General features: G+C 65.7%; 15 protein-coding genes. 8 read left to right on the top strand and 7 right to left on the bottom strand.

Going from position 1 to position 21,316, the window contains the following annotated elements; all coding sequences use genetic code 11:
- Positions 1–179 precede the first annotated feature (179 nt).
- A complete protein-coding gene (locus VGR99_RS28075; RefSeq protein ID WP_326903203.1) occupies positions 180–1,841 on the bottom strand; it encodes an ATP-dependent DNA ligase in 1,662 nt (553 codons plus the stop codon).
- Positions 1,838–2,875 carry a ligase-associated DNA damage response exonuclease gene (locus VGR99_RS28070; protein WP_326903202.1) on the bottom strand — a complete coding sequence of 346 codons (1,038 nt, stop codon included), beginning with the start codon at positions 2,873–2,875 and terminating at the stop codon, positions 1,838–1,840. The genes VGR99_RS28075 and VGR99_RS28070 overlap by 4 nt, the downstream gene beginning before the upstream one ends.
- A gap of 64 nt (positions 2,876–2,939) precedes the next feature.
- Here VGR99_RS28070 and VGR99_RS28065 point away from each other — a divergent pair, with 64 nt between their 5' ends.
- The 5 genes from VGR99_RS28065 (at position 2,940) to VGR99_RS28045 (ending at position 9,488) form a co-directional block, all read left to right on the top strand.
- Positions 2,940–3,866, top strand: coding sequence for a class I SAM-dependent DNA methyltransferase (locus VGR99_RS28065; protein ID WP_326903201.1), 927 nt, complete (start codon positions 2,940–2,942; stop codon positions 3,864–3,866).
- A 116-nt stretch (positions 3,867–3,982) separates the two neighbouring features.
- Positions 3,983–5,212 carry an ABC transporter substrate-binding protein gene (locus VGR99_RS28060; RefSeq protein ID WP_326903200.1) on the top strand — a complete coding sequence of 410 codons (1,230 nt, stop codon included), beginning with the start codon at positions 3,983–3,985 and terminating at the stop codon, positions 5,210–5,212.
- Positions 5,213–5,414: 202 nt separating this feature from the next.
- Complete coding sequence (locus VGR99_RS28055) at positions 5,415–7,991, top strand: ligase-associated DNA damage response DEXH box helicase (RefSeq protein WP_326903199.1); 2,577 nt, start codon at positions 5,415–5,417, stop codon at positions 7,989–7,991.
- 53 nt (positions 7,992–8,044) lie between these two features.
- A complete protein-coding gene (pdeM, locus tag VGR99_RS28050; RefSeq protein WP_326903198.1) occupies positions 8,045–8,716 on the top strand; it encodes a ligase-associated DNA damage response endonuclease PdeM in 672 nt (223 codons plus the stop codon).
- A 340-nt stretch (positions 8,717–9,056) separates the two neighbouring features.
- Positions 9,057–9,488, top strand: coding sequence for a hypothetical protein (locus VGR99_RS28045; protein ID WP_326903197.1), 432 nt, complete (start codon positions 9,057–9,059; stop codon positions 9,486–9,488).
- A gap of 115 nt (positions 9,489–9,603) precedes the next feature.
- Here the strand turns inward: VGR99_RS28045 and VGR99_RS28040 are convergent, their stop codons facing one another.
- Together VGR99_RS28040 and pyrE are read right to left on the bottom strand one after the other, a co-directional pair.
- Positions 9,604–10,386, bottom strand: coding sequence for a DUF2865 domain-containing protein (locus tag VGR99_RS28040; RefSeq protein WP_326903196.1), 783 nt, complete (start codon positions 10,384–10,386; stop codon positions 9,604–9,606).
- A gap of 163 nt (positions 10,387–10,549) precedes the next feature.
- Positions 10,550–11,113: an orotate phosphoribosyltransferase gene (pyrE, locus tag VGR99_RS28035; RefSeq protein ID WP_018647906.1), complete on the bottom strand. Its 564-nt coding sequence runs from the start codon at positions 11,111–11,113 to the stop codon at positions 10,550–10,552.
- A gap of 191 nt (positions 11,114–11,304) precedes the next feature.
- Here pyrE and VGR99_RS28030 point away from each other — a divergent pair, with 191 nt between their 5' ends.
- Complete coding sequence (locus VGR99_RS28030; RefSeq protein WP_326903195.1) at positions 11,305–11,931, top strand: glutathione S-transferase family protein; 627 nt, start codon at positions 11,305–11,307, stop codon at positions 11,929–11,931.
- 120 nt (positions 11,932–12,051) lie between these two features.
- On the opposite strand, the gene VGR99_RS28025 is transcribed toward VGR99_RS28030, so the two are convergent.
- The 3 genes from VGR99_RS28025 to VGR99_RS28015 form a co-directional block, all read right to left on the bottom strand.
- The gene (locus tag VGR99_RS28025; RefSeq protein WP_326903194.1) at positions 12,052–12,687 is read right to left on the bottom strand and encodes a LysE family translocator; all 636 of its coding nucleotides are present in this window, start codon (positions 12,685–12,687) and stop codon (positions 12,052–12,054) included.
- Positions 12,688–12,835: 148 nt separating this feature from the next.
- Positions 12,836–15,895: a DNA polymerase I gene (gene polA / locus VGR99_RS28020; protein WP_326903193.1), complete on the bottom strand. Its 3,060-nt coding sequence runs from the start codon at positions 15,893–15,895 to the stop codon at positions 12,836–12,838.
- A gap of 187 nt (positions 15,896–16,082) precedes the next feature.
- Positions 16,083–17,150, bottom strand: a complete 1,068-nt coding sequence (locus VGR99_RS28015; protein ID WP_326903192.1) for an acyltransferase family protein — start codon at positions 17,148–17,150, stop codon at positions 16,083–16,085.
- Between the two features lie 195 nt (positions 17,151–17,345).
- Between VGR99_RS28015 and VGR99_RS28010 the strand changes: the two genes are divergently transcribed.
- Together VGR99_RS28010 and hrpB are read left to right on the top strand one after the other, a co-directional pair.
- On the top strand, positions 17,346–18,662 hold the full coding sequence (locus VGR99_RS28010; RefSeq protein WP_326903191.1) for a UDP-glucose/GDP-mannose dehydrogenase family protein: 1,317 nt from the start codon (positions 17,346–17,348) through the stop codon (positions 18,660–18,662).
- A 140-nt stretch (positions 18,663–18,802) separates the two neighbouring features.
- On the top strand, positions 18,803–21,277 hold the full coding sequence (gene hrpB, locus VGR99_RS28005; RefSeq protein ID WP_326903190.1) for an ATP-dependent helicase HrpB: 2,475 nt from the start codon (positions 18,803–18,805) through the stop codon (positions 21,275–21,277).
- The last annotated feature ends 39 nt before the right edge of the window (positions 21,278–21,316 follow it).

Genomic DNA, 21,316 nt, shown 5'->3' with positions numbered 1-21,316 from the left:
ATGGACGGGCTATTACGGCAAGCCGGGCCCCATCGTCATGCTTCAGGGCTGGCTCGAGTTCCAAGCCATGAAGCGCGGCGCCAATCTGTTGATGCGCCAGTCGCAGATGGGCCAAACCGATGTGTGAATCGGATAGCCCGCGTGCGGGAGAGGGGGCGCTCTGCCTTAGCAGCGGCGATTCAAGCCTCAACCTCCGCCGCTGCTGCTTTCAGCATTTTTTCCAGCGTTTCCAGTCGGTCAGCCTCCCGCGGTGGCTTGTCCCAGCGCAGGCGGCTGACGCGGGGAAAGCGCATCGCGACGCCGGATTTATGCCGCGACGAGCGCTGCAGGCCCTCGAAAGCGACCTCCAGCACCAGCCCCTTGTCGCCCTCGTGCACGACATGGCGGACCGGGCCGAACTTTTCCGTGGTGTTGCGGCGGACGAAACGGTCGATCCGCAGCAGTTCCTCGTCGGTGAAGCCGAAATAGGCTTTTCCGACCGGCACCAGCTCCTCGCCGGCCTCGGTCTCGGTCCAGACGCCAAAGGTGTAGTCGGAATAATAGGACGAGCGCTTGCCATGGCCGCGCTGCGCATACATCAGCACAGCGTCGATGATGTGCGGATCGCGCTTCCATTTCCACCACTGCCCCTTCGGCCGGCCCGGCAGATAGGGCGCATCGCGCCGCTTCAGCATCACGCCCTCGACCGCGTCGGCATCCTCGCCCGCGCCGGCGCTTGCCGGGTCGGCGCGTGCGGCGGTGAGCGCATCCCAGCTCGTGAGGGGGACGGTCGGCGACAGATCGATGCGGGGATCGTCGAGTTTCTGGATGAAGCTCTCTAGCCGCTCGCGCCGTTCCGCGAAAGGCAGCTCGCGCAGATCGTTCTCGTCATCGCCGAGCAGATCATAGGCGCGCAAATGGATCGGAAATTCCTTGATCAGCTTCGGCGAGACGGCCTTGCGGTTCAGCCGCTGCTGCAAGACGTTAAAGCTCTGCACGCGGCCTTCGCGCAGGATCAACAGCTCGCCGTCGATCGCGCCCGGCAGCCGCAGCGACGGCACGAGATCGGGAAAGCTTGCCGTGATGTCCTCGCCGGTGCGCGAATAGAGCCGCGCGGTGACGTGGTCACGCTCGTCGCGCCCGGCGACCGCCTGCACGCGGATGCCGTCCCACTTCCATTCGGCGACGTAGTCGGCGGGATCGAGGTTTTGGAAATCGCTGTCCTCGATCGCATGCGCCAGCATCACCGGGCGGAACGGTGCGGGATCGCGATTGACGGGCTTTTCGGCGCGGCCTTCCAGCCAGGCGAACAAATCGAGATAGGGGGCGCTGAGGCCCGGCCAGATCAGCTCGACCTCGTGCGGGTCCTTGTCGCCAAGTGCGGCGGCTGCTGTCTTCGCCAGCCGCGCGGAGATGCCGATACGCAGCGCGCCGGTGACGAGCTTCAACAGTGCCCAGCGGCCGGTCTCATCGAGCTCATCGAGCCAGCGTTCGAGCTGCTTTGGCAGCTCGGTTTTGCCGAGTGTGCGCAGCGTGGTGACGACTTCGGTGAGGGTGGGGGGCGGTGGGTTGTTGTGGGCGGCCAGCGCCGCCTTCGGCCACATCAGCGCGACCGTCTCCGAGAGATCGCCGACGTAATCGTAGCTCAACCCGAACAGCACCTCGTCCGTGCGCGACGCGATCAGATCGCGGATCAGCGCCGGCTTGGCATGCTTGAAGCTGAGCGCGCCCGTCAGCGCGGCCAGCGCATAGCCGCGGTCGGGATCGCCGACTTCGCGAAAATAGCCGGTGATCAGCCGCAGCTTGTTGTTGCGGCCGGGCTCGTAGGCGAGGCGGTCCAGCAGTTCGGCGAAGCGGTTCATGCCTCGGCCTCGTCCGGGAGCGGCGTCTCGGTTTCCTCCTCATCGCCATAGCCGACGAGATCGAGCGGCTGCGCGCGCAGGCCTCGCGACCGGCACCAATGCACCAGCGCGTCCTCCTGGCCGTGGGTGACCCAGATCTCGCCGGCGCCGGTCGCCGCGATGGTCGCGGTGAGGCCGTCCCAGTCGGCGTGATCGGAGATCACTAGCGGCAGCTCGACGCCGCGCTGCCGCGCGCGGGCGCGCACGCGCATCCAGCCCGAGGCAAACGCGGTGACGGGATCGGGAAAACGGCGCGTCCAGAGATCGGAGGTGGCCGAGGGCGGCGCCAGTGTGATGGTGCCGGCCAGCGCCGCCTTCTTCACGCCCATCACGGGCCTGAGCTCGCCGAGGTCGATGCCCCGGCTCTGGTAATACGCGGTGATCGATTCCATTGCGCCATGCAAATAGATCGGCGCGTCGTAGCCGGCCTGGCGCAGCAGCGCGATGACGCGCTGGGCCTTGCCGAGCGAATAGGCGCCGACCAGATGCGCGCGCTCCGGAAACAGCGCCACGGACGCCAGCAGCTTCTTCACCTCGTCCGCGGCATCACCGTGCCGGAACACCGGCAGGCCGAACGTCGCCTCGCTGATGAAGACGTCGCAGGGCACCAGCTCGAACGGTGTGCAGGTCGGGTCGGGCGCGTCCTTGTAGTCGCCGGAGGCAACGATGCAGGTGTCCTTGCACGTCACCGCGATCTGCGCCGAACCCAGCACATGGCCGGCCGGGTGGAATTTGACGGTGACGTCGCCGAGCCGGATTTCCTCACCATAGCTGATGACTTGCGTCGATCCGGCAAAATTCTCGCCATAGCGCAGCCGCATCATATCAAGCGTTTCCTGCGTCGCCAGCACGGCGCCATGGCCGGCGCGGGCATGGTCGGAATGGCCGTGGGTAATCACGGCCCGCTCGACCGGGCGGACAGGGTCGATATGGAAACCGCCGGGTTTGCAGCACAGACCGTCAGCAGTTGGCAGCAGGATGTCTTGCGGGCGCATGCCTGTTATATAGGTCGCGCCACCGCATCTTCGAGTCACCACCCGCTTCGCTTCCTGGTTCCCAATGCCCCTCCGCTTGTTTCAGACTTCCGGCGATCTCATGGCCGACCGCCGTTTCGAGTTCGCGCGCGACCTCCAGCTCAAGGGTGACCTGCCCGCCGCCGCCGACCTGTTGGAGCAGGCGATTGAGCTCGCGCCGAACTTCACCTCGGCCTGGTTCACGCTCGGCGAGATCCGTCAGCAACTCGGCGAGCGGGACAAGGCGATCGAAGCCTTCCGCAAGGCGCGCGATTCCGACCCCGAGGACCAGCACGGCGCCGGCCTGCATCTGATGCGGCTCGGCGGCGCAGAGATGGCGGAGATGCCCAAGGCTTACGTACAGGCGCTGTTCGATCAATATGCGCCGCGCTTCGAGCACGCGCTGATCAACGATCTCGGCTATCGCGCCCCCGCGCTGATCTTCAAGGCGGTGCTCGCCGCGCGCGTCGCCGCCAAGAAGCCCGCCTTCTTCAAGCGCACCATCGATCTCGGCTGCGGCACTGGCCTCGCCGCCGCTGCCTTCGCGAAACAGGTCGATTATTTCATCGGCATCGATCTCTCACCCGGCATGATCAAGGAAGCGCGCGCCACCGAGCTCTATGCCGAGCTCGAAGTCGCCGACATGATCGAAGGCCTGCGCAGCAAGGCTGATGCGAGCGCGAACCTCGTCGTTGCTGCGGATGCGTTCGTCTATCTTTCCGATCTCGCGCCGGTGCTGATGGAAGCCAGGCGCGTGCTGATATCCGGCGGCGTGCTCGCCTTCACGCTGGAGACGCATGATGGCAGCGGCATCGTGCTCGGCGAAGGTTTGCGCTATGCCCATTCGGCGGAATATGTCCGCGGCGCCATTGCGAAGGCCGGACTGAAGCTGCTGACGCTAGAGCCGGCCTCGCCGCGCAACGAGAACAACGAGCCGGTGCGCGGCCTCGTCGTCGTTGCCGAGAAAACTTGAGTCTAGGCGCTAAACACCCTGCAATTTAAGCGTCATTGCGTCGCAAAGCGACGACTTCCTACTTGCGAGCCGCGCTGCCTTCCCAGCACAATGCGCGCACTAGGGAGAAACAAATAATGACCAAGAATCCATCGCGGCGCGATTTCAGCGCCGGCGCGCTCGCCACCATCGCTGCATCCACTCTGCCTGCGCCCTATGTCTGGGCCGCGGAGAAGAAATACGATGCGGGTGCCAGCGACACCGAGATCAAGATCGGACAGACCGTGCCGCATTCCGGACCCGGCTCGCTCTACGGCGTGCTCGGCCGCATCGGCGAAGCCTATTTCCAGATGCTGAACGAGAAGGGCGGCATCAACGGACGCAAGGTCAAGTTCCTGACCATGGACGATGCCTACAGCGCGCCGAAATGCGTCGAGGCGACGCGGCGCCTGGTCGAGCAGGAGGAAGTGCTCGCGCTCTACGGTTCGCTCGGTACCGCGCCGCAGACCTCCGTGCACAAATACCTGAACTCCAAGGGCGTGCCGCAACTGCTGCTCAACACCGGCGCGTCGAAGTGGAATAACCCGAAAGAGTTCAAATGGACGATGGCGGGCCTGCCGCTCTATCCGACCGAGGCGCGCATCCTGGCGCGGCACGTCGTTGCCGTGAAGCCGAACGCCAAGATCGGCATCCTCTACCAGAACGACGATTTTGGCCGCGACTTCCTCGGTCCGTTCAAGAAGGTTCTGGAAGACGCCGGCGGCACTGCCAAGGTGATCATGGAGCAGACCTACGATCTCACCGATCCCACGGTCGATTCCCAGCTCATCAATCTCTCCAAGTCCGGCGCGGACGTCTTCTACAACATCACCACCGGCAAGGCGACGTCGCAGTCGATCCGCAAGGTTGCCGAGCTCGGCTGGAAGCCGCTGCAGCTTCTGTCGGCGGGCTCGACCGGCCGCTCGATCCTCAATGCCGCGGGCCTGGAGAACGCCACCGGCATCGTCGCCATCCGCTACAACAAGGAAGTCGGCCTGCCCAAATGGGAGAAGGATCCTGATGTGATGGCGTTCGAGGAGCTGCGCAAGAAGTACATGCCGGCGATCGACCCCGACAACACCATCGCCTTTGCCGGCTACGGCCAGGCCGTGACCATGGGCGAGATCCTGCGCCGCTGCGGCGATGAGCTCACCCGCGCCAACGTGCTGAAGCAGGCGTCCAACCTCAAGGGCTTCCACTCCCCGTATTTCCTCGACGGCGTCACCTACGACTACACGCCCGAGGACTACACGCCGATGAAGACGCTCTTCATCTCCACCTTCAGCGGCAAGGATTGGGACATCTCCGACAAGCCGATGTCGGAGTAGGCGCTCGCCGCTGCTGCTTCCCCTCTCTCCGCTTGCGGGGAGAGGGTAGGGTGAGGGGGAGCCTCCGCAGGGACGGTGACAATTGCCCTCGCGGAGGCTCCCCCTCATCCGTCGCTTCGCGCCGGCCTCTCCCCGCAAGCGGGGCGAGGCGAAGCGGCCCCACCCCTCGACGAACCCGCCGCCGCGGCTTACCTGTGATGCCGTGCCGCCCCGCATCCTCAAAATATCGGCCGAGCCGGCCGCGTCGCTGCCCGACCGCTTCCAGGCGTGGTTTGCGGCCCGCGGCTGGTCGCCGCGTGAGCATCAGCTCGCGCTGCTGGAGAAGGCGCGCGAGGACGCTAGCGCTCTGCTGATCGCGCCCACCGGCGCCGGCAAAACGCTGGCGGGATTTCTGCCGACGCTGGTGGAGCTGAGTGCCGAGCCCGCGGCTTCGGCGAAAGCTGTCGTTTCCACCGGCCGTTCCGTGCAACGCAGCGCCGGCCTGCACACGCTCTACATCTCGCCGCTGAAGGCGCTCGCCGTCGACATCGCCCGCAATCTCGAGCGGCCCATCGCCGAGATGGGCCTGCCGATCAAGGTCGAGACCCGCACCGGCGACACGCCGGTGTCGCGGCGTCAGCGGCAGCGGCGCTATCCGCCGGACATTTTGTTGACGACGCCGGAGCAGCTCGCGCTGCTGCTGTCCTCCGACGACGCGCCGTTTCTGTTCTCCTCGCTGAAACGAATTGTGCTCGACGAGCTGCATGCGCTGGTGACGTCCAAGCGCGGCGATCTCTTGTCACTTGGGCTGGCGCGGTTGTGGCGGCTGGCGCCGCAGATGCGCGCGATCGGCCTGTCGGCGACGGTGGCCGAGCCGGATCAGCTCGCGCGCTTCCTGGTGCCGCAGCCGGGCGGCCAGGAAGCGGCCGCCGATATCGTCGTCGCCGGCGGCGCAGCGCCGCCGCAGGTCGAGATGCTTGACACGCGCGAGCGTCTGCCTTGGGCCGGCCACGGCGCGCGCCACGCGCTCGCCGAAGTCTACGAGCTGATCAAGCAGAACAAGACCACGCTGGTCTTCGTCAACACCCGCAGCCAGGCCGAGATGCTGTTTCAGGATCTCTGGCGCATGAACGATGACGGCCTTGCCATCGCGCTGCATCACGGCTCACTCGATGTCGCGCAGCGTCGCAAGGTCGAGGAGGCCATGTCGGCCGGACGCTTGCGCGGCGTGGTCTGCACTTCCTCGCTCGATCTCGGCATCGACTGGGGCGATGTCGATCTCGTCGTCAATATCGGTGCCCCCAAGGGCTCCTCGCGCCTGATGCAGCGGATCGGCCGCGCCAACCATCGTCTCGATGAAGCCTCGCGCGCGGTGCTGGTGCCCGCGAACCGTTTCGAGGTGCTGGAATGCCGCGCCGCGATCGATGCCATCGCCGAAAATGCGCAGGATACGCCGCCCTTGCGCACCGGCGCGCTCGACGTGCTGGCCCAGCATGTGCTCGGCTGCGCCTGCGGCGAGCCGTTTTTCAACGACGATCTCTATGACGAGGTCCGTACCGCCGCGCCTTACGCAGGCCTCGCCCGGCAGGATTTCGACGACGTCGTCGACTTCGTCGCGACCGGCGGCTACGCGCTGAAAACCTATGAGCGCTTCGCCCGCATCAAGCAGGACAAGCAGGGCCGCTGGCGCGTCGCCAATCCAAAAGTGCGGCAGAGCTACCGCCTCAATGTCGGCACCATCGTCGAAGAGCCGATGCTGAAGGTGCGGCTGGTGCGCGGACGCTCCACCGGCCAAGGGAACGCAAGCGGTTCGACCGGCGCGATCGCGCGCGGCGGCAGGGTGTTAGGTGAGATCGAGGAATATTTCATCGAGGGTCTGACCGCCGGCGACACCTTTGTCTTCGGCGGCGAAGTCGTGCGCTACGAAGCTTTGGCAGAGGACCAGGTCTACGTCTCCCGCGCCAACGACAAGGACCCGAAGGTGCCGTCCTATATGGGCGGCAAGTTCCCGCTCTCGACCTATCTTGCCGAGCGCGTGCGCCGCCTGCTCGACGACAAGCGCGCCTGGAACGGCCTGCCCGAGCAGGTGCGCGACTGGCTGTCGCTGCAGAAGGACGTCTCCCGCGTGCCCGGCGTGCGCGAGCTGCTGGTCGAAACCTTTCCACGCGGCAACAAGCATTACCTCATCTGCTATCCCTTCGAGGGCCGGCTCGCGCACCAGACGCTCGGCATGCTGTTGACGCGGCGGCTGGAGCGCGCCCGCGCCCGTCCGCTCGGCTTCGTCGCCAATGAATATGCGGTGGCGATCTGGGGGCTCGGCGATGCCTCCTTCATGATCCGCAACGGTCAGCTCGATCTCGATGCGCTGTTCAATCCGGACATGCTGGGGGACGATCTCGAAGCCTGGCTCGCGGAGTCCGCGCTGATGAAGCGCACTTTCCGCAATTGCGCGCTGATCTCCGGCCTGATCGAGCGCCGCTTCACCAGCGAGGACAAGAGCCGCCGACAGGTGCTGTTCTCGACCGACCTCGTCTACGACGTGCTGCGAAAACACCAGGCCGATCACGTGTTGCTGCGTGCCGCGCGCGCCGATGCCGCCACCGGCCTGCTCGATCTGCGCCGTCTCGGCGGCATGCTCGCCCGCATCCAGGGCCGCATCACCCACCGGGAACTCGACCACGTCTCCCCGCTCGCGGTGCCCGTGATGCTGGAAATCGGCCGCGAGTCAGTCTATGGCGAAGCTGCAGACGAGCTGTTGGCCGAAGCGGCCGACGAGCTGGTCAAAGAGGCGATGGGTTAGAAGCAGGTTTTGACGTGACGGCAGGCGCGCTGATTTCGGGGGATGTCGAGGACATGCGCGTATCCAAAGTCACCATCAGCGATGTGACTTTCGCCGCCGATCTCTCCGGCGCGCTGTACTGGGAAGAGCAGCGCCTGCTCGTCGTCTCCGATCTGCATCTGGAAAAGGGCTCCAGCTTCGCCACGCGCGGCGTGCTGCTGCCGCCTTACGATACGCTGGCGACGCTCAGTCGCCTCGCTGCTGTCATCTCCCGCCATGATCCAAAAACTGTCATCGCACTCGGCGACAGTTTTCACGATCGCACCGCGCATGAGCGCCTGTCGGGCGATGATCGCGATGCCGTCGTTGCGCTCCAGAGCGGCCGCGACTGGATCTGGATCTCGGGCAATCACGATCCCATGCTGCCGCGCAATCTCGGCGGCACCATCGCGGACGAAGTTGCGATCGGCCCGATCACCTTCCGCCACGAGCCGACCGGCGCGGATGGTGAGATCGCCGGCCACCTGCATCCCAAGGCGCGCGTCTCCGCGCGCGGCCGTTCGATGGAGCGCCGTTGCTTCGCCAGTGATGGGATGCGCGCGGTGATGCCGGCCTTCGGGGCCTATGCCGGCGGCCTCAGCATTCGCGACGCCGCGTTTGCAAAGATTTTTCCGAAGAACGGATTTGTCGCCCATCTGCTCGGCGATCGCCGCGTCCACGCCATTGCGGCCTCGCGCTGTTATTGAGGTCCGCCGCGCTCTGAGTTGGTCCAATTGGAACCTTTGCGAGGCGGAAATGGGACAGCACTACGTTCAGTAGTTGTCCGGAATCGCCCAATTCTGTTGTTGGCTCTAGCTTTGATGCTGCCGGGGCTGGTATTTCTCATCCCGAACAATCATTTTAACCGGCAGGGGGCCGCCGCAAGGCGGCCCCTTTCGATTCCGGCATTCGCAAATGGGGCGGTGCGAAGCGTTGTTAACTCTTCGGAACAAATTAAGAACACTTTAGCAAGTCTTTGATATATCATTGTGATTCGGCGCGCTGCCGACACAATATCTAGCGTCAGTCAGACTTTGCGAGGACTACATGTCCACCATTGCCTTCGATCAATTCGCCCTCACCCGGATCGCCGATTTCGCGCGCTCGCTGTCGCGGCTGCATCAGGCGGCGCGGCGCCAGAGGATCGATGACGATCAGTTCGACCGCGAGTTCAACGCGGTGTGCCAGTCGATCTGGGGCTACACCATCGACGACATCAGCGACGAACTGTTTTCGACCGAGGACCATCTGTTCCTGGACACGCTCGACGAAGCCCATGCGCGCATCTTCGCGGCGGAGCAGGGCTACGACCTCGTCGGCGAGGCGGGCATGCTGACCGACTGGTGGGGGTTCTGCTGGATGATCCTGGCGGAGAAGCGCGGCCTGCTCACGGCCGAAAACCGCGCCGCCGCGCGCGCGGCGATCGAGGAGAAATATCTGGCCGCACCGAATGTGATCGGGGTGATTATCGGGAGGTAGCATTCTCGTCATTGCGAGGAGCGAAGCGACGAAGCAATCCAGAGTGTCTCCGCGGAGGCATTTCTGGATTGCTTCGCTTCGCTCGCAATGACGATGTGGCTACAGGCGGCTTTCGTTAATCCAACCCCGCCCGCTTCGCCGATTTCTGCGCCGGCGTCTTCGGCACGGTCACGTCAGGCAGCGCCTCGCGCACGATCTCGGCCGAGGCCGGCGCATCCGCTGCCACCGTCTCGGCCCGCACCGGCGCGACCTTCATCTCGCCGAGGCGCGCGCGGACCTGCGCGGTGAGACCGGGATAGGAGGCGACCGGGGTGAACTCCGCAGTCTGGTCGTTGCCGAGGCGAACGCCGGTATAGGCGACGAGACCGTCGCTGGTCGCAATCACGTCGCCGGCCTTCAGCGAGGAGTCGAGTGCGAGATCGACCGGGGCAAGGCCGACCGGCTCGCGGCCGTTGCAGGTGCAGTCCGAGCGCAGCGCCTTGCGATAGGCGAACGCGTTCTCGCTATCGGCGTAACGCTCGCCGGTCTGCGCATAGGCGCCCTCGATCGAGGAGCCGAAGAAGACCTTGGTCGCGGTGGCGGGACAGAACGCCTGACACATCTGGGCGGGCGAGGCGAGGCCGCGCATCAGCGGAAAATATTTGCCGTCACAGCTGCGCACGCAGAAGGCCGGGCCGGAACCGCCGGCCGCCGCCGCACGCGTCGGCGGCACATATTGCGGAGTTGCGGCATTCTGCTGGCCGGTGAAGGGATCGGCGTAGGAGCTCGCCTGTGGCGGCACCTCGCGCTGCGGGCGCTGCTGCTGCATGCCGCCGAAGAAGAAGTCGAACAGGCCTTCGGCCGAAACCGGGGCTGGAGCTGCCAGCAGCGGTGCTGCAAGGGTGGCGGCCACAAGCATCGCGCGACGCCGCCGGCGCGCATGGAACATGACTGTACGCAACGCTCACTCCACCCGACGCTACTGAACCGGGCCGAAACCGTCAGGTCTCAGCACATGATTCACCATAGAGCGGGATGGTAAATGAGCAGTTGAGGCTTCACCTCGCCCGCTTGCGTAGAGATCACGCCTTCAAAAATTCCGACGCCTTGTAGAGCGAGCGGAACGGCAGGCCGGCCGCGCCAAACGTGTCGGTGGCGCCTTCCTCGCGGTCGACCATGGTCAGCACCAGCACGACTTCGGCGCCGGTCTCGCGCACGGATTCCACCGCCTTCATCGCCGAGCCGCCTGTCGTGGTGACGTCCTCGACGATCACGACGCGCTTGCCGGCGAGCGTCTCGCCCTTGGGCAGCCCTTCGATCGCGAGCTTTGCGCCGTGCTCCTTCGGCTTCTTGCGCACGAAGAACGCCGCGATCGGATGGCCCTTGATCCAGGAAATCTGCGCCAGCGCGCCGGCGAGCGGCACTGCGCCCATCTCGAGCCCGCCGATGAAATCGAGTTGGTCGTCCTTCAGCGCCTCGTAAGTGAGCTCGGCCAGCAGCGTCGCGCCCTCGGGGTCGAGCATGGTCGGCTTGAGGTTGAAATAGAAATCGCTCTTGCGGCCCGACGCGAGCGTCACCTCGCCGCGGCCGAAAGAGCGCCGGCGGATGATTTCGAACAGGCGGGCGCGGGAGGCAGATTTCGACACGGCGGTCCCTCGGGAGCGTTTTTGAAGGTGGCGGAATTTATCCGCGACCGCCGCGACATTCCAGAGGGGGCGTCTCCCGTCAACAGGCATCGGCCATCCCGGTCCGCCGGTTGTGGGGGTGCAACCTTCTGGAGTAGTGGAGGGCCTCCCGTTGGGGAACGGAAGCAAGGAAATTGGGCAAGGAAACTGGCATGACCATCGAACTGCACACCTGGAACACGCCGAACGGCCGCAAGATCTCGGTCGCGCTGGAGGAAATGGGGCTGCCCTACAAGGTGGTCCCGGTGAACATCACCAAGGGCGAGCAGATGGCGCCGGGGTTCCTGAAGCTGTCCCCGAACAACAAGATCCCGGCGATCCTCGACCCTGACGGCCCCGACGGCAAGCCCGTCAGCATCTTCGAGTCCGGTGCGATCCTGCTCTATCTCGGCGAAAAGACCGGCAAATTCCTGCCGAAATCGCTCGGCGCGCGCATCCCCGTCTATGAATGGCTGATGTGGCAGATGGGCGGCTTCGGCCCGATGCCCGGCCAGGTGCATCATTTCATCGCGCTCGAGAACGAGCAGGACCGCGCCTACGGCCTGAAGCGCTACATGGCCGAGACCCGCCGGCTCTACGGCGTGCTGGACCGCCGGCTCGCCGACCACGACTTCGTCGCGGGCGACCTCTCGGTTGCCGATTTTGCCATCCTGGGCTGGGCCTGGCGCCACCCTCGCCACAAGGTTGATCTGGCCGACTTCCCCAACGTCAAGCGCTGGTACGATGCCCTGATGGCGCGCCCGGCCGTGAAGCGGGGCATGGAGGCGAAGCTGGATTGATTGGAGGCTGTCGTCGCCCGGCTTGACCGGGCGACCCAGTATTCCAGAGACGGCGGTGATTGAGCCGAGAGGCCGCGGCGTACTGGATGCCCCGGTCAAGCCGGGGCATGACAGCGTGCCTCACACCTTCTTCGCTTCCACCGCCATCCGAACGGCGAGCCCGGCCAGCACCGTGCCCATCAGCCAGCGCTGCACCAGCATCCAGCTTGGCCGGCTCGCCAGGAACAGCGCGATCGATCCGGCAGCGAGCGCGATGATCGCGTTGACGCTGACGCTGATCGCGATCTGGATCGCGCCCAGCACAACCGACTGCGTCAGCACGCTGCCGGCGGTGGGATCGATGAACTGCGGCAGCAGCGCCAGATACAGCATCGCGATCTTCGGATTGAGCAGATTGGTGACGAGCCCCATCGTGAACAATTTGCGCGGGCTGTCGATCGAAAGCGTCTTCACCTGGAACGGCGAACGTCCGCCCGGCTTCACGGCCTGCCAGGCGAGCCAGAGCATGTAGCCGGCGCCGGCGAAGCGCAGCGCGTCATAGGCAAAGGGAATGGCGAGCAGCAGCGCCGTGATGCCGAACGCCGCGCACAGCATGTAGAACACGAAGCCCAACGCCACGCCGCCGAGCGAGACGATGCCGGCCGCCGGCCCCTGCGTGATCGAGCGCGAGATCAGATAGATCATGTTCGGCCCGGGCGTGAGCACGAGACCAAGGCAGACGAGGGCGAAGCCGAGCAGGGCCGAGGTGTGGGGCATGATTGAACCGGTGCGGGAGATGGCGCGGTTCTAATATGCGCGACCACGCCGGGCCATCGCGCAATTGCTCGGAGGACAATTGAGTTCTCGTGCCCCGGACGCGGCGCAGCGTGCAGCGTGTGCGCTGCTGATCCGGGGAGAGCAGCCTCTAATGCGCCTCGTCCCAATTCTTCGCCGCGCGCGCGTCCACATGCAGAGGCACCGACAGGTTCACGGCCGGGAATGGCGCATCCTGCATCACGTGTTGCACCACCGGCAGCGTCTTCTCCACCTCGGCGTCGGGCACCTCGAAGATCAATTCGTCATGCACCTGCAAGAGCATCTGCGCCGAGAGCTTCTTCTCGGCCAGCGCATCCTCCACCCGCGTCATGGCGCGGCGGATGATGTCGGCGGCGGTGCCCTGGAGTCGCGCGTTGATCGCGGCGCGCTCGTTGAACGCGCGCACCGAGGCGTTGGAGGCCTTGATGTCGGGATAGTGGCACTTGCGGCCGAACAGCGTGGTGACGTAGCCGTGCTGCCGGCAGAAGTCGCGCGTCTCGTCCATATAGGCGCGGATGCCGGGGAAGCGCTCAAAGTACTTCTTGATGTAGGCGGAGGCCTCCTCGCGCGCGATGCCAAGCTGGTTGGCAAGGCCGAACGCCGAGATGCCGTAGATGATGCCGAAATTGATCGCCTTGGCGCGGCGGCGAACTTCGCTCGGCATGCCCTCGATCGGCACGCCGAACATTTCCGAGGCCGTCATGGCGTGAATGTCGAGCCCATCGCGAAACGCCTGCTTCAGCACGGGAATGTCGGCGATCTCCGCCAGCAGCCGCAGCTCGATCTGCGAATAGTCGGCGGAGACGAGCTTGTGCCCGGGCGTCGCGATGAAGGCACGGCGGATCTTGCGGCCGTCCTCGGTACGCACCGGGATGTTCTGCAAATTCGGCTCGTTCGACGACAGCCGGCCCGTCGTGGTCGCGGCCAGCGCGTAGGTCGTGTGCACGCGATGGGTCTGCGGATTGACGTATTCGGGCAGCGCGTCGGTGTAGGTCGATTTCAGTTTCGAGACCTGGCGCCATTCCAGGATCTTCTTCGGGAAGTCGTAGCCCTGCTCGGCGAGGTCATCGAGCACCTGCGCGGTCGTGGACCATGCGCCGGTCTTGGTCTTGGTGCCGCCCGGCAATCCCATCTTGCCGAACAGGATGTCGCCGATCTGCTTGGGGCTGCCGACATTGACGGGCTCGCCGGCAATCTCCTGGATCTCGGCCTCGACGCGCGCCGCGGTCTGGGCGAAGTCACCTGATAGCCGCGACAGCACCTGGCGGTCGATCGAGATGCCGCGCCGCTCCATGCGCGCGAGCACCGAGACGAGCGGTCGCTCCAGCGTCTCGTAGACCGTCGTCATATGCTCGGCGACGAGGCGCGGCTTCAGCACGCGCCAGGCGCGCAGCGCCATGTCGGCGCCTTCCGCCGACAGCGGCGCGGCCTTGTCGATCGGCACCTGGTCGAAGGTGATCTTGCCCTTGCCGCTGCCGAGCAGCTCACTCTCCTTCAGCATGGCGTGGCCGAACCAGCGCTCGGACAGCGAGTCCAGCTCTTGCGAGCCGCGGCCGGCGTCGAGCACGTAAGAGATCAGTTTTGCATCATCGGTATTGCGCAGCGTGATTCCGTGCTGCGCCAGCATCACGGCGGTGAACTTCGCATCGAAGCCGATCTTGAGGATGCCCGCCGATTCCAGCACCGGCCGCAATGCCTCGATGGCGTCGTCATGCTTGACCTGATCCGGTGCGAGGCCCGCGTCGAACAGGCCGGCGCCGCCGCCGGACTGCTTGTGCGCGAGAGGGACGTAGCAGGCATCGTTCGGCGCCAGCGCCAGCGCGATGCCGCAGAGATCGGCCTGCATCGGATCGATGCTGTTCGCCTTGATCTCGATCGCGACATGACCGGTGTCATGGATGCGCGCAATGAAGGCGTTGAGCTCTTTCAGCGACTTGATCGCCTGGTACTTGCTGCGATCGACCGGGAGCTTGCGCAACGCCTCTTCGCGCGCAGCGGCGAGCGAGATCGGCGCGCCCTTGATGCTCGCCGATTTGTCTCCCTTGTCGCCGCCGGTTGCGGCCGCGGCAGGAGCGGCGAAGAGATCGCCTGAGGTCTCGGACGATGTCGTTTTCGCGGCCGCGCCGCCGGCCTTGGCGGCGCTGCTGTTGCTTGCATCGGCATCGACATTGGCGGGATCAATCTGCGAATAATCGGCGACGCGGCGGGTGAGCGTCGAGAATTCCATCGCCTTCAGGAAGGCGATCAGTTTTCGCGCATCGGGCTCGTGGACGGCGAGGTCGTCCAGCGGCACCTCCAGCTCGACCTTGTCGTCGAGCAGAACGAGCTGGCGCGAGATCCGCGCCTTCTCGGCATTCTCGATCAGCGCCTCGCGCCGCTTCGGCTGCTTGATCTCGGTGGCGCGGAACAGGAGTTGCTCGAGGTCGCCATATTCGACGATCAGCTGCGCCGCGGTCTTGATGCCGATGCCGGGCACGCCAGGCACGTTGTCGGTGGAATCGCCGGCCAGCGCCTGCACTTCGACCACCTTCTCCGGCGGCACGCCGAACTTCTCGATCACCTCGGGAATGCCGATACGGCGATCCTTCATGGTGTCGTACATCGTGATCTTGTCGTTCACGAGCTGCATCAAATCCTTGTCGGAGGACACGATGGTCGTGTGGGCGCCGCGATCGCTGGCCTGCCGCGCATAGGTCGCGATGAGGTCGTCGGCCTCGAAGCCGCCCTGTTCCAGGCAGGGCAGGTCGAAGGCGCGCACGGCTTCGCGGATCAGCGCGAATTGCGGGATCAGGTCGTCGGGCGCCGGCGGCCGGTGCGCCTTGTACTCGGGATAGATCTTGTTGCGGAAGGTGACTTCCGACTTGTCGAACACGATCGCCAGATGCGTCGGCCGGTTGTCGGCGGGCATGTCGCGCAACAGCTTCCACAGCATGTTGCAGAAGCCGAGCACCGCGTTGACCTGCAGCCCGTCGGACTTGCGGTTCAGCGGCGGCAGCGCGTGATAGGCGCGGAAGATGTAGCCGGAACCGTCGACCAGGAAGATGTGGTCGCCCTTGCCGGCCGCCTTCGCCGCAACCGGTTTGGCGGCAGCTGTCGCAGCGGCGGGTTTGGCGTCGACGGCAGCCTTGGTATCAGCTTTGGCGGAGGTCTTCGGGGATGTTTTGGGCATGGCCGCAATGTATGAATTTTTGCGGGCTTTGACAGCCTTGGGAGGGGGATTTTTGCCCTGCTGGCGCCGCTATCCCCACTGTCATTCATTCCCCGCGAAAGCGGGGAATCCAGTACGCCGCGGCTTCTCGGCTTGATCACTGGCGTCTCGGCGTACCGGGTCGCCTGGTCGAGCCGACGACAGCGTATTACTCCGCCGCCTGCAACACCGGCCCCCTCTTCTTTGGCGCGATCCAGAACGCATCCGGCCGCTCGAACAGGAAGTGCGCATTGAGCCGCAACGCGGCCTTCCAGATCGCGAGCGATCCGATCACGCCGGCAATGGTGACGACCAGCGACACCGTGCCGATATCAGGGATGATGCCGGTGTGCAGCAGCAGCGTGCGTGTCGCCGCCATCGGCAGGAAGAAGGCGAGATAGATCACGATCGAATGCTCGCCGCAGAAGCGGAAGAAGTTGAGCCAATGCGCACGCGCGAGCAGCGTGCCCATCGTGATGATGGCGCAGGCGCCGGCAAAGCCGAGCACGAGCGAGACGATTTTCCATTCGCTGACGCCGAGCGAAACGAGGCCGGCATTGACCAGCGCCCAGGCCGCGAGCGCGACGAGTGCCAGCGCGGCACGATTGCGCGCGCGATCCGACAGCGCGAACACGTAGGGCGCGAACAGATAGCCTGAATAGAAATAGACGAAGCGCGCGCAGAACTCGTCGATCGCGGTCCAGCCGGTCGTGATGCGCGCTGTCTCCAGCGCGGCCGCCACGAGCCAGATCGCCGGCGCGGGGATTCGCCGTGTCAATTTTGTGACCACGAAGAAGATCGGCAGCAGGTAGATGAACCAGAGCGTGCCGAACGGCTCGATGAAGGATTCCAGGTACAATAGTCCCGCGTCGCGCCAGCTCGATTCCGCTGCGAAGGCGGGGGCCTTGAAGCCGAACTGGATTGTCACCCAGACGACATAGAAATAGGCGAAATGCACCACCTTGCGGTCGAGATAGGTTCGCCAGTCGCGATCGATCACCAGTGGCAGGAACAGGCCCGAAATCAGGAAGAAATCCGGCATCCGGAACGGCTTTGCGAAGGCCACCAGCACATGCATGAACCCGGTCTTGCCGGCGGCGAGCTCGACCCCCAGCACCGAATGCATCATCACCACCATGACGATGCAGATGCCCTTGGCATAGTCGATCCAGTCGACACGCGCGGCAGCAGGGCCCCTGGAAAGCCCGCCCGCAGCGATTGTGCCTGATGAGGCCATGGTGTCCCTTTTCGAGCCGTGTTCCGCCCGGCCCTGTATGGGCGTGGGGCAGTTTGAAGCCTTGCGGTTTCCGACTTCTTTACCGGTACAATTCGCGTGCCGGTTTTTGCGATGCTGACGGTTCCCTTCCGCGGGGAAAATGCTAAACCGACCTCCGGATTGGGGTTTCGTTAACCAAGCTAAACAGGGTTTTCCATGCGCATCGCGATGATCGGAACGGGCTATGTGGGACTGGTATCCGGAGCCTGCTTTGCGGATTTCGGTCACGACGTCACCTGCGTCGACAAGGACGAGAAGAAGATCGCGGCACTTCATCGCGGCGAGATCCCGATCTACGAGCCGGGCCTCGACGAACTGGTTGCGACCAATGTGAAGGCCAAGCGGCTCGACTTCACCACCGACCTGTCGAAGCCGGTCGCGGACGCCGACGCCGTATTCATCGCGGTCGGCACGCCCTCGCGCCGTGGTGACGGCCACGCCGATCTGTCCTATGTCTACGCCGCCGCCAAGGAGATCGCGCAGTCGCTCACCGGCTTCACCGTGGTGGTGACGAAGTCGACCGTGCCTGTCGGCACCGGCGACGAGGTCGAGCGCATCATCCGCGAGGCCAATCCGAAGGCCGACGTTGTCGTCGCCTCCAACCCCGAATTCCTGCGCGAGGGCGCGGCGATCCGCGACTTCAAATTCCCTGACCGCGTCGTGGTCGGCACCTCCGACGAGCGCGGCCGCAAGGTGATGGGCGACATCTATCGCCCGCTGTCGCTGAACCAAGCGCCGCTGATGTTCACCGCGCGCCGCACCGCCGAGATGATCAAATACGCCGCGAACGCCTTCCTCGCGACCAAGATCACCTTCATCAACGAGATCGCGGACCTCTCGGAAAAGGTCGGCGCCAACGTGCAGGAGGTCGCGCGCGGCATTGGCCTGGACAACCGCATCGGCACCAAATTCCTGCACGCGGGTCCCGGCTTCGGCGGCTCATGCTTCCCGAAGGACACCAAGGCGCTGATCAAGATCGCGCAGGACTATGACGTGTCCTTGCGCATCGTCGAATCCGTGCTGGCGGTCAACGAGAACCGCAAGCGTGCGATGGCGCGCAAGGTGAGCCAGGCGCTCGGCGGCTCGCTGCGCGGCAAGACCATCGCGGTGCTCGGCCTCACCTTCAAGCCGGATACCGACGACATGCGCGATGCGCCGTCGATCCCGCTCGTCACCGGCCTTCTCGACATGGGTGCGAAGGTGAAGGCCTTCGATCCCGTCGGCATGGAGCAGGCCAAGAGTGAGCTGCCCAGCATCGACTATAGCGAAGATGCTTATTCCTGTGCTGAAGGTGCCGATGCGCTGGTCGTCGTCACGGAATGGGTCCAGTTCCGCGGCCTCGATCTCGACCGGCTGAAGAGCGTCATGGCGCAGCCGGTCGTCGTCGACCTCCGCAACATCTTCAGCCCGGACGACATGCGTGCGGCCGGCTTTACCTACGAGAGCGTCGGACGCCCACCGGCCCAGGCCTGATAGCGGCACACGATTGTCATACCCCGCGAAGGCGGGGTATCCAGTCATCCCGATCTTCGTGAGGATCGGGATCTGAGTTCACTGGATCAGCCGCCCCGGGGCGCAATTGCGCACAGGGCGGCGATGACGGATCGAGACTTTTGCCCCGTACCTTCGACACGCCCCTCCCGATCGATGCCGTGCTCGACGACCTCGCGCGCACGCTGGAGACGAATAACGCGGCTGTGCTGGTAGCGCCCCCGGGCGCCGGCAAGACCACGCGCGTGCCGCTGGCGCTGCTCGATGCCCCCTGGGCCAGGGGGAAGAAGATCATCGTGCTGGAGCCACGGCGCATCGCGGCGCGGGCCAGCGCCGACCGCATGGCCAAGTCGCTGGGCGAGCGCGCCGGCGAGACCGTCGGCTATCGCGTCCGCTTCGGCTCGAAGATCTCGCGCGCGACGCGAATCGAAGTGGTGACCGAGGGCATCTTCACCCGCCAGATTCTCGACGATCCTGAACTGTCAGGCGTTGCCGCCGTCCTGTTCGACGAATTCCACGAGCGCTCGCTCGATGCCGATATGGGCCTCGCGCTGGCGCGCGACGCGCAGACCGGCCTGCGCGAGGATCTGCGCATCCTGGTGATGTCGGCGACGCTCGATGGCGCACGCGTCGCAACTCTGCTGGGCGAGGCGCCCGTCGTCGAGAGCGAGGGCCGGGCCTTTCCGGTCGAGACCCGCTATCTCGGCCGCAAGGCGGACGCGCCGATCGAGCGGCAGATGGCCGATGCGATTGCTTCGGCCCTGCGCGCGGACAGCGGCTCGGTGCTGGCGTTCCTGCCCGGCGCCGCCGAAATCCGCCGCACCCAGAATTTCCTCGGCGAACGCGTGCAGGATGCCAGCATCGAGATCGTGCCGCTGTTCGGCGCGCTCGACGCCGCCGTGCAGGATCGTGCCATCTCTCCCGCGCCCAAAGGCATGCGCAAGGTCGTGCTGGCGACCTCGATCGCGGAGACCTCGCTTACCATCGAAGGCGTGCGCATCGTGGTCGATTCCGGTCTCGCCCGCGTGCCGCGCTACGAGCCCGACATCGGCCTGACCCGGCTCGAGACCGTGCGCGCCGCGCGCGCCGCGGTGGACCAGCGCCGCGGCCGCGCCGGCCGTACCGAGCCCGGTGTCTGCTACCGGCTCTGGGACGAGCCGCAGACCGCTTCGCTCGCGCCCTATACCCAGCCCGAGATCCTCAGCGCCGATCTGTCCTCGCTGGTGCTCGACCTCGCGCAATGGGGCGTTGCCGATCCTTCGGCGCTGTCGTTTCTCGACCCGCCGCCGCAGCCGGCCTGGAAGGAAGCCAAGAGCCTGCTGTCGGAGCTCAACGCGCTCGATGGCGACGGCCGCATCACTGCGGAGGGAAAAAGCCTGCGCGCGCTGGCGCTGCCGCCGCGGCTGGCGCGCATGATCGTGGATTCGCATCGCGCCGGCGAGGGCGAAGCCGCCGCCGAGATCGCGGCGATCATCACCGAACGCGGGCTCGGCGGCGACAGCGTCGATCTCGAGCATCGCCGCGACCAGTTCCGTCGCGACCGCTCGCCACGTGCCGCGAGCGCGCGCGACCTGGCGCGGCGCTGGGCTTCGCAGGTGGCGGCGTCGGAGAAGGCGGGGCAGCCGGATGATCTCTCCACCGGTCTGATGCTTGCCTACGCCTTCCCGGACCGCGTCGCGCGCAACCGCGGCAATGGCAGCTTTGTGCTCGCCAACGGCCGCGGCGCTGCCGTCGAGCAGACCTCCTCGCTGGCCCGCGCGCCCTATATCGCGATCGGCGAGATGACCGGCACGGCCGCGAGCGGCCGCATCCTGCTCGCCGCGCAGATCACCCAGGAGGAGATCGAGCGGCACTTTGCCGAGCATATCGAGAACGTCGACGAGATCTCGTTCGACCGCGGTGCGATGGCACTCCGCGCGCGGCGCAAGCGCACGCTGCATGCGATCACGTTGTCCGAGGCGACGCTTGCCGTGTCGCCCTCCGAGGACACCGCGCGCATCTTCGCCGATGGGCTGATCGCGGCGGGCCTCGACCGGCTGCCCTGGTCCAAGGCGGCCAAGCAGTGGCGCGACCGCGTGATGTTCTTGCGCAAGGCCGAAGGCGATAGCTGGCCGGATCTCACCGACGACGGGCTGATCGCGCGCCGCGACGACTGGCTGGTGCCGGCGCTCTACGACAAGATCGCGCTGAAGGACATCTCGCCCGGCGATCTCTCCGATGCGCTGATGGCGCTGCTGCCCTGGGAGATGCGCGCGCGGCTCGATCGCGAGGCGCCGACGCATTTCGAGGCGCCGACCGGAAGCGTGCTCGCGATCGACTACGAGGCCGAGCAGGGGCCGACCATCGCGGTGCGGCTGCAGGAATTGTTCGGCCTCAACACCCATCCGTCGATCGCAGCCGGCAAGGTGCCGCTGGTGCTGGAATTGCTGTCGCCGGCGCAGCGCCCGGTGCAGGTGACGCGCGATCTTCCCGGCTTTTGGCGCGGCAGCTACGCCGCGGTGCGCTCCGATTTGCGCGGCCGCTACCCGCGCCATCCCTGGCCGGACGATCCCGTCAGCGCTGTGCCGACCCGGCGGGCGAAGCCGCGCGGGACGTGAATAGGAGACCCTCATGGTGAGGAGCGCGGAACGCGCGTC

This window comes from Bradyrhizobium sp. (genome assembly GCF_035935975.1).
In the GTDB taxonomy this organism is placed as follows: domain Bacteria; phylum Pseudomonadota; class Alphaproteobacteria; order Rhizobiales; family Xanthobacteraceae; genus Bradyrhizobium.
Note: the sequence above shows the minus strand (reverse complement) of the source record. Positions and strands in the feature narration are given on the sequence as shown.